Genomic DNA, 8,557 nt, shown 5'->3' with positions numbered 1-8,557 from the left:
AATCGCTAAATATTTTACCCGCCCAGCGCTCAACGCCGATTTAGGTATTGGGGACGATGCCGCATTACTGTCGAGCACCGCGCAGCATCAACTGGCCATTTCGGTAGATATGCTGGTCGCGGGTCGGCATTTTTTTGCTGATGCTGATCCTGAACGGTTGGGGCATAAATGCTTGGCCGTTAATTTATCTGATATGGCGGCAATGGGGGCAAAACCGACGTGGTTTACGCTGTCGTTAGCCTTGCCCGCCATGGATGAAGCTTGGTTGGCCGCATTTAGTCGTGGATTATTTGCCTTGGCCGATCAGCATGCGGTGTCTTTGGTCGGCGGTGACACGACCAAAGGCCCATTAACCATTTCAATTCAAATTGCCGGCGAGATTCCAAGCGGGCAAGCTTTACTGCGTAGCGGTGCGCAAATCGGCGACGACATCTGGGTGTCTGGCCCTTTAGGCGCTGCTGCCGCTGCCGTCATGCATCGTACGGGACGCATTGCTTTACCTCCCGATGTCGCCCAACGCTGTGATTTGCGCTTAGATCAGCCTACGCCACGGTTGGCTCTGGGCATGGCACTGCGCGGTATTGCAAGTGCGGCATTGGATTTGTCGGATGGCATTCTGGGCGATTTGGCGCATATTTGTGAGCAATCAAAATGCGCGGCACGGCTTGAACTCGATTTGATGCCATATGCAGCTGAACTCAAAGACCTCCCGAGCGCGCTGGCTTTAGAAGCCGTGCTGGCAGGAGGGGATGATTATGAGTTGTGCTTTACGGCATCGCCTTTGCAGCGACAGCATATTTTAGCCCTTGGCCAAACCTTAGCGACGCCCTTGTTTCGGGTCGGTGAAATAATCGCCCATCAGCCGCAATCGCCCTTAGTGCAAGTGTTTGATGCATCAGGACTTGTCGTACCAACCCCGTTTACTGGCTTTGATCACTTTAAATGAAAAAACAACCACAAATTGCGGTCGATCTGCGCTTTCTATTGGCGCATCCAGCGCATTTTATTGCGCTGGGCTTTGGGAGTGGTTTGCCTAAAGTTGCGCCGGGCACGTGGGGGACTTTGGCGGCATTGCCTTTATTTGCGCTCTTGCAGTATTTTTTTACGCCACTGACCATCGCGCTGCTGTGTATTCCCGCTTTCATTATTGGCACTTGGGCCGCCGAGCTGACGGGTCGAAACTTGGGTGTCAGCGATTATGGCGGCATTGTGATCGATGAAATCGTCGCCATGTGGCTGGTTCTTTGCATTGCACCGCCGACTATATTGGCTTGGGTGTTGGCGTTTGTCTTATTTCGTGTGTTTGACATTCTCAAACCGTGGCCAATTCGCTGGCTGGACCAGTATGTGAAAGGCGGCTTTGGCGTCATGATCGACGATATTTTGGCGGCTATTTTTGCCATGATTCCGCTGTATTTACTTCGTGCTTATTTATGATCGATTCGCCCGCTGAGTCGCCCGAATTGAATGCGGCGCAACTGCGCAAAGCGGCTTTAATCGATACCGTACGCCTTTTGCCCGATTTACCCGGCGTTTATCGTTATATCGCTACTGATGGCACGGTGTTATATGTCGGTAAGGCTAAAAGCCTAAAAAAACGGGTGTCGTCGTATTTTCAAAAAAATGATCAAAGCCCGCGAATTCGCTTAATGCTGGCGCAGGTGGCAACGATTGAAACGACGGTAGTGCGTTCTGAAGCCGAAGCCTTGGTGCTAGAAAACAATTTAATTAAAGCCTTAAGTCCGCGTTACAATATTTTGTTTCGGGACGATAAATCCTATCCCTATGTGATGCTCAGCGGCCACGCCAGCCCACGGTTGGCGTATTATCGTGGTAGCTTAGATAAAAAAAACACCTATTTTGGCCCGTTTCCTAATGGCTATGTGGTCAAAGAAAGTATCCAGTTGCTGCAAAAAGTCTTTTTGCTGCGCACCTGTGAAGACTCCGTATTTGCCAATCGTTCTCGCCCTTGTTTATTACACCAAATCAAGCGCTGTTCAGCCCCTTGTGTGGGCTTGATTACGCCTGAGGCGTATCGACAAGACGTGCATAACGCGGTGTTGTTTTTGTCGGGCAAAGAAAACGAAGTCCTCAATACCCTCGAAGAAAAAATGCAAGTGCTGGCAACAGAATGGCAATTTGAAGCCGCTGCTGCAGTGCGTGATCAAATTCAAGCGTTGTCGCAAGTACAAGAGCGGCAGTTTGTTTCGTCCAATACCAGTGAAATGGACGTGGATATTGTCGCCTGTGTTGAAAGCGAGGGGATGCTGTGCGTCAATTTGGCAATGGTTCGAGGTGGACGCCATGTGGGGGACAAAAATTTATTTCCTAGCCATGCCGATGACTACACGCCTGCAGCTGCGATTCATGCATTTTTAGCGCAGCATTATCTAGACCGAATTACCCCCACGATGATTTTATGCTCGCCTGAGCCCGATGAGTGCGAGGTCTTGGCTGAATTGCTTAGCGCGCAGGCAGCCAGAAAAGTGCTGCTCAATGTGAATCCCAATGGTGAACGACGTATCTGGCTAGAGATGGCTAAACGTAACGCTGAGCTGGCTATACTGCAGAAAAAAGGCCAACAGGCCGATCAGGCGAGTCGTTTGGCGGCCTTGGTTGAAGCACTGGGCTTGCCAGAGGAAACGCAGCGTTTAGAGTGCTTTGATATTTCGCATACCTTAGGCGAAGCCACTGTGGCGTCGTGCGTGGTCTATGATCGACAAGCCATGCAACCCAAAGAGTATCGGCGCTACAATATTGGCACTGATAACTCCGGCACAGCCAAAGATGGCTTTGCATTGATTACGCCAGGTGACGATTATGCCGCTATGCGGCAGGTTTTATTGCGTCGTTATGAAAAAGTCGCGGCGGGCGAGGGCGTGATGCCGGATGTGATTTTGATTGATGGCGGAAAAGGGCAGTTAAGCATTGCCATCGAGGTGATGAATGAAATCGGTTTGACCACGCCATGGCTGGTTGGGGTGGCTAAAGGCGAGACGCGTAAGGCCGGTTTAGAGCAATTGATCGTGCCCAAGTCAGGAAACACGGTACAATTACGCCGCGACCACCCTGGCTTACATCTGATTCAGCAAATTCGGGATGAAGCGCATCGCTTTGCGATTACCGGGCATCGTGCCCGGCGCGGCAAGGCCAGACTTGCTTCAACGCTTGAAGATGTTGAAGGCGTAGGCCCCAAACGTCGGCAGAAATTGCTGGCTCGTTTTGGTGGTTTGCAAGGAGTAAAAGCTGCAAGTGTCGATGAGTTAGTGCAAGTTGATGGCATTAACCCAGCACTTGCTGAGAAAATTCACGCCGCTTTGCGCGGCTAATAAAGTGTCCTAATGCCATTTAATTTACCTATTTTTCTGACTTGGTTGCGCGTTGCGCTGATTCCCGTTTTTGTGGGTGTGTTTTCATTGCCGCACGCTGAATATCCTTTGGCTTGGCAAAATATGGTCGGCGCTAGCCTCTTTATGTTGGCGGCTGTGACCGATTGGTTTGATGGCTTTTTAGCGCGGCGTTGGAATCAAACCTCACAGTTTGGCGCTTTTTTGGATCCGGTGGCCGATAAACTGATGGTGGCGGCTGCGTTAATCTTGTTGGTGCAATTAGATCGCACCGAAAGTTGGCTGGCGGTAATTATTATTGGTCGCGAAATCACCATTTCGGCCTTGCGTGAATGGATGGCGCAATTGGGTAAGGCCAAAAGTGTCGCGGTGAGCTTGATTGGTAAACTAAAAACCACGGCACAAATGATTGCGATTGTGTTGCTGCTGTGGTCTGAGCCGCTGATTCCTGGCGTATCGACGCAGCTTTTGGGCACGTTGGCGCTGTATATTGCTGCGGTTTTAACCATTTGGTCGATGTTTTATTATCTACGCGTTGCTGCGGAGCAATTTCGCGAGCATGGATAAGGTAACTACGGCGTTTGCGTAAGGTCAACGTTGAACGCCGTATAGTTGATTTTAAGGGTATTGATCGCTAGTTATCTGTATTACTCCTCTCTATTTACATACCCCATCTAAGACATGCAAAAGTCAAAAGCACTACTGCTGATCGCCGGGTTTTATTTTTGTTATTTTGCTTTTAACGGCCTGTTCTCTCCGTACTGGGGTTTGTATCTGGCCGAGCTGTCATTTCCTGCTTGGCAAATTGGTATTCTGACTTCGCTAACGCAAATTAATCGCATCTATGCGCCTGCATTGTGGGGCTGGTTGGCCGATCGCAGTGGTCAACGGCAAAAAATATTACGACTGGCTGGCGTCATGGGCTTGATTTTTTTCTTGCCGCTGCTGTTAACGCATTCGTTTTGGCCCTTATTGATTTCGGTCTGGATCGCCAGTTTTTTTTGGAGTTCGGCGCTGCCCTTGGTGGAAGCGACGAGCATGACTTTGCTCGCCGGCAATAGTGGGGCGTATGCTCGACTGCGCGTGTGGGGCTCAATTGGTTTTGTTGTTGCCGCTTTGCTCGCTGGCTATTTGATCGATGCTTTCGGTGTAGGTGTGTTGCCAATGGCCGTCGTTTCCGTAATGGCCGGTCTGGCGATTTACTCTTTTTACGTACCTGAAGCGCCTGTAGTGCTTAAAAACCAGCTGGCCAATGTGAAATTTTTTGATGTTTTAGCCAAAACAGAAGTCAGAGCCTTGCTATTGGCGTGTTTTTTAATGGCGCTGGCCCACGGGGCGTATTACAGTTTTTATTCCATTTATATGGTGGAGCACGGTTATAGCAAGCGAGTTGTTGCTTGGTTATGGACTTTGGGTGTGATTGCCGAGATTGCGGTTTTTTGGTTGATGCCGTCGATTACGCAGCGTTTTACGCTTAAAAAAATATTTTTATGCGGTTTAATGCTGGCAGTGGTGCGCTTTATGCTCATTGGCTTGGCCGCTGACTTTATTGTGCTATTAATTGTGGCGCAATTGGCGCATGGTTTTACTTTTGGTAGCCATCATGCCGTGACGATGAGTTATATTCATCGTCATTTTTATGGTGCGCATCAAGCCAAAGGGCAGGCATTGAATATTGCCGTTTCATTCGGTCTGGGTGGTAGCTTAGGCGGTATTTTGGCCGGTCTGCTCTGGACTGAAGGTGGGGCGATGGTGTTTATGTTGTCTGCTGGCATGGCCTTGCTGGGGTTGGGCGTGGCTTGGCTCGGCATCAATAAAAATGATCTTTAATTTGTGCTTTAGGGTTGCTTGGCCTGGGTTTCGCTCAACGCCTAGGCTGTGAATTTTCAAACTTAGCGTTGAATTGGGTGCTCTGTTTCAATGCATAGGGGTATTGCCAGCAAAGTCTTGCTGAGCATGCTCTTGCTTTAAATACATCAGTGTGAGGCTTGCATGATTATTGTGATGAAGTTCAATGCCACTGCGATTGAGGTTGCGGCAGTGATTGCTTATATTCGCAACGCCGGTTTAACTGAGCATGTTTCGCGCGGTGCGGAACTGGTGATTATTGGTGCGATCGGTGATGAGGATGCGCTCAATCTTGCGCGTTTTGAGATGCTGCCTGGCGTAGAGCGGGTGTCCCGCGTGACTAAACAATACCGGATTGTTGCGCGCGATACGCATCCTGCGGGCTCGGTGGTGAAAATCCGTGGCATTGCTTTGGGTGGGCCGCAGGTTCAAGTCTTTGCCGGTAGCAGTTCAATTGAAAATGCTGCGCAAATGAGCGCTTTGGCGCAAGGCATTGTGGCGGTGGGTTGTTCATTTTTATGGGGCGATATTGCCCAAACCCAAGACGGTCCTTATCAATTGCAAGGCAATGAACACGATAATTTATCTTTGTTGCAGTCGGTGGCCAGCCAGTACAAATTACCGTTTTCCGCTGAATTACTGGACTTGCAAATGCTCGACGACTTGATGGCGCACGATGTGGATTTGATTCAAGTGGGCGCCGGACATATGCAAAACCGAATTTTACTCAAAGAATTGGGGCGGATTAATAAACCCATTTTATTGCGGCGCGGCCATGCCGCGACATTGGCCGAATGGCTGATGGCAGCGGAATATATTGCGGCGGGTGGCAATCATCATATTGTTTTTTGTGAGCACGGTGCGCGCGCCTTGGGGAGTGAAGGGCGCAATGTATTCGACGTCGCAAGTATTGCATGGTTAAAGCAAGAGACGCATTTACCGGTGGTGGTGGACGCCAGCAGTGCGGCAGGTAAGTCTTGGTTGGTGCCACCTCTAGCGCAGGCGGCAGTGGCCGCTGGTGCCGATGGCCTCTGGCTGGATGTGCACCCTAATCCGAATGCCGCTTGGCGCAATGCAGATCAATCGCTTGATTTGCAACAATTAACGGCATTGCTGTCGACCTTGCGCGCAATCGCTCCCGCGCTCAATCGCACGATTTAAACTTTGGCGTTTTTATATTATGCAGGCAGTAAAAAAATTAGTTTTGCTGGGAACGGGCTTAATTTCTGGCTCATTTGCCTTGGCATTAAAACGCGCCCGTTTGGTTGGGCAGGTGGTTGGCGTTGGGCGAAATTTAGACAATCTGCAGCGCGCGCTCGATTTAAATGTGGTTGATGCCATCAGCGACGATGCAGCTCTTGCGGTCGTTGGTGCAGACTTGGTGTTTATCGGCACGCCAGTCGGACAAATGGGCCGATTAATGCAGCAGATTGCACCGCATTTATCTGCGAACTGTATCGTGACCGATGGCGGTTCAACCAAGCAAGATGTTGCTGCTTTATATCAAGCCTATTTGCCACAGCAGTTGGCATACTGTGTACCGGGTCATCCGATTGCGGGGTCAGATTTGTCGGGTGCGGCGGCAGCGCAATTTGGTTTGTATGAGGGGCGTCGCGTGGTATTAACGCCATTGCCTGAATCAGCAACGAAGGTGGTTGAACAAGTTCGCGACTGGTGGCTAGCCTGTGGCGCTCAGGTGTATCAAATGAGTGCTTTAGCGCATGATGAGATTTTTTCTTCAGTCAGTCATGTGCCACATTTGCTGTCTTTTGCCTATATGAATTCGGTGCTCGATCGCGACAATGCGGCTGAGTGTTTAGATTTTGCTGCCAGTGGCTTTCGCGACTTTACTCGCATTGCCGGCTCGCATCCCGATATGTGGCGTGATATTGCGCTGGCCAATCAAGGTGCCATTTTGCATGATTTGCGCGCCAATATGCAGCAATTGCAGTCTTTAATCGACTTGGTTGAATCGAGCGACGGTGTCGCTTTAACCAATTACATTCAACGTGCAAGCTCGGCTCGAATTGAGTGGGGCAAACCGTTAAAGGGTAAAAAATGACTTATCAAGCTGCAGAGCATCGCTATGCCTTAATGCCTTATCGCCGCTGCGGTCATAGTGGCCTGAAGTTACCCGCAATTTCTTTGGGATTGTGGCATAACTTTGGCGACAATAAACCCTATGACAATAGTCGAGCAATGTTGTTGCGCGCTTTTGATTTGGGGATTACGCATTTTGATTTGGCCAACAATTATGGTCCACGTCCTGGTGCCGCCGAAGAAACTTTTGGCCGAGTTTTAAAACAAGATTTGCGTGCATATCGTGACGAAATGATTGTAAGTACTAAGGCCGGCTGGGAAATGTGGCCCGGACCTTATGGTGAGTGGGGTAGTCGCAAATATTTGATGGCGAGTTTGGATCAGAGTTTGCAGCGGATGGGCTTGGATTATGTCGATATTTTTTATTCGCACCGACCCGACCCCGAAACGCCTATGGCGGAAACGATGGGTGCGCTCGATGCCATCGTGCGTCAAGGCAAGGCACTTTATGTCGGGATTTCATCTTATTCGCCAGCGCAAACCTTAGAGGCCGCCAGCATTTTAAAAGCGCTGGGTACGCCATGCCTGATTCATCAGCCTAAGTATTCAATGTTCGAGCGTGAAATCGAGCAAGGGTTAACGCAAGTGCTCAGTGAGTCGGGAATGGGCAGTATTGCATTCTGTCCTTTAGCGCAAGGCTTGTTAACCAGCCGATATTTAAATGATATTCCTGCTGACTCTAGGGCTGCTGCGCTGGATAATCATTTTTTAAATGGCGATGCGGTGACGCCGCGCCTTGGCCAGTTGCGTCAGTTGAATGACCTGGCCATGCAGCGCGGGCAAACTTTGGCGCAAATGGCTTTGGCGTGGGCATTACTCACGGTCACTTCCGTGATTATTGGCGCGAGTCGTGTTTCACAGCTAGAAGAAAACGTCGGTGCGATTGCGAATTTAGCTTTTTCTTCGGCAGAGTTGCAGGAAATAGAGCGTATTTTAGCGTCGACGTGAGGTGTGGCGAGTCCGTATAATTAAAAAACCAGCGTAGTCATCGCTGGTTTTTTAATTTAAGGAACAATATGAATCATTTTCCAGTGATTGCAATTGATGGCCCATCCGCATCAGGCAAGGGTACGGTCGCGCAAAAGGTCGCCAATCAACTTGGTTTTGCTTATCTCGACTCAGGCGCTTTGTACCGCCTAACGGCATTGGCCGCGCAACGGGCAGGACTATCGTGGACTGATGAGGCGGCAGTGGCTGAGTTGGCGGCGAAACTGGATGTGGTCTTTGTTGGCGAGTCTATTTTATTGGCTGGCGACGACGTT

9 protein-coding genes are annotated in these 8,557 nt (G+C 50.0%); all 9 read left to right on the top strand.

The annotated features are described in order from the left end of the window. A partial coding sequence (thiL, locus tag Q0V82_RS16060; protein ID WP_308445227.1) for a thiamine-phosphate kinase occupies positions 1-946 on the top strand: 946 nt, incomplete at its 5' end. Then, positions 943-1,437: a phosphatidylglycerophosphatase A gene (locus Q0V82_RS16055; protein ID WP_297577374.1), complete on the top strand. Its 495-nt coding sequence runs from the start codon at positions 943-945 to the stop codon at positions 1,435-1,437. The genes thiL and Q0V82_RS16055, both read left to right, overlap by 4 nt. Continuing rightward, positions 1,434-3,329 (top strand): excinuclease ABC subunit UvrC, encoded by a 1,896-nt coding sequence (gene uvrC, locus Q0V82_RS16050; protein ID WP_297577372.1) that lies wholly within the window; start codon positions 1,434-1,436, stop codon positions 3,327-3,329. The genes Q0V82_RS16055 and uvrC overlap by 4 nt, the downstream gene beginning before the upstream one ends. Positions 3,330-3,341: 12 nt before the next feature. Next, the gene (gene pgsA / locus Q0V82_RS16045; RefSeq protein WP_297577371.1) at positions 3,342-3,914 is read left to right on the top strand and encodes a CDP-diacylglycerol--glycerol-3-phosphate 3-phosphatidyltransferase; all 573 of its coding nucleotides are present in this window, start codon (positions 3,342-3,344) and stop codon (positions 3,912-3,914) included. A 114-nt stretch (positions 3,915-4,028) separates the two neighbouring features. Continuing rightward, positions 4,029-5,177 carry an MFS transporter gene (locus tag Q0V82_RS16040; protein WP_297577369.1) on the top strand — a complete coding sequence of 383 codons (1,149 nt, stop codon included), beginning with the start codon at positions 4,029-4,031 and terminating at the stop codon, positions 5,175-5,177. Between the two features lie 162 nt (positions 5,178-5,339). Then, complete coding sequence (locus Q0V82_RS16035; protein ID WP_297577367.1) at positions 5,340-6,356, top strand: N-acetylneuraminate synthase family protein; 1,017 nt, start codon at positions 5,340-5,342, stop codon at positions 6,354-6,356. 19 nt (positions 6,357-6,375) lie between these two features. Next, a complete protein-coding gene (locus tag Q0V82_RS16030; protein WP_297577366.1) occupies positions 6,376-7,257 on the top strand; it encodes a prephenate dehydrogenase/arogenate dehydrogenase family protein in 882 nt (293 codons plus the stop codon). After that, positions 7,254-8,243: an aldo/keto reductase gene (locus Q0V82_RS16025; RefSeq protein ID WP_297577365.1), complete on the top strand. Its 990-nt coding sequence runs from the start codon at positions 7,254-7,256 to the stop codon at positions 8,241-8,243. Before Q0V82_RS16030 ends, Q0V82_RS16025 begins: the two co-directional genes overlap by 4 nt. Before the next feature lie 68 nt (positions 8,244-8,311). Further along, positions 8,312-8,557: d(CMP) kinase (locus Q0V82_RS16020; protein WP_297577363.1), on the top strand; the 246-nt coding region annotated here is incomplete at its 3' end.

Origin of the sequence: uncultured Deefgea sp., from assembly GCF_947072475.1 — a bacterium.
Lineage (GTDB): Bacteria > Pseudomonadota > Gammaproteobacteria > Burkholderiales > Chitinibacteraceae > Deefgea.
The sequence above is the reverse complement of the archived record's forward strand: the minus strand, read 5'-3'. Positions and strand labels throughout refer to the sequence as shown.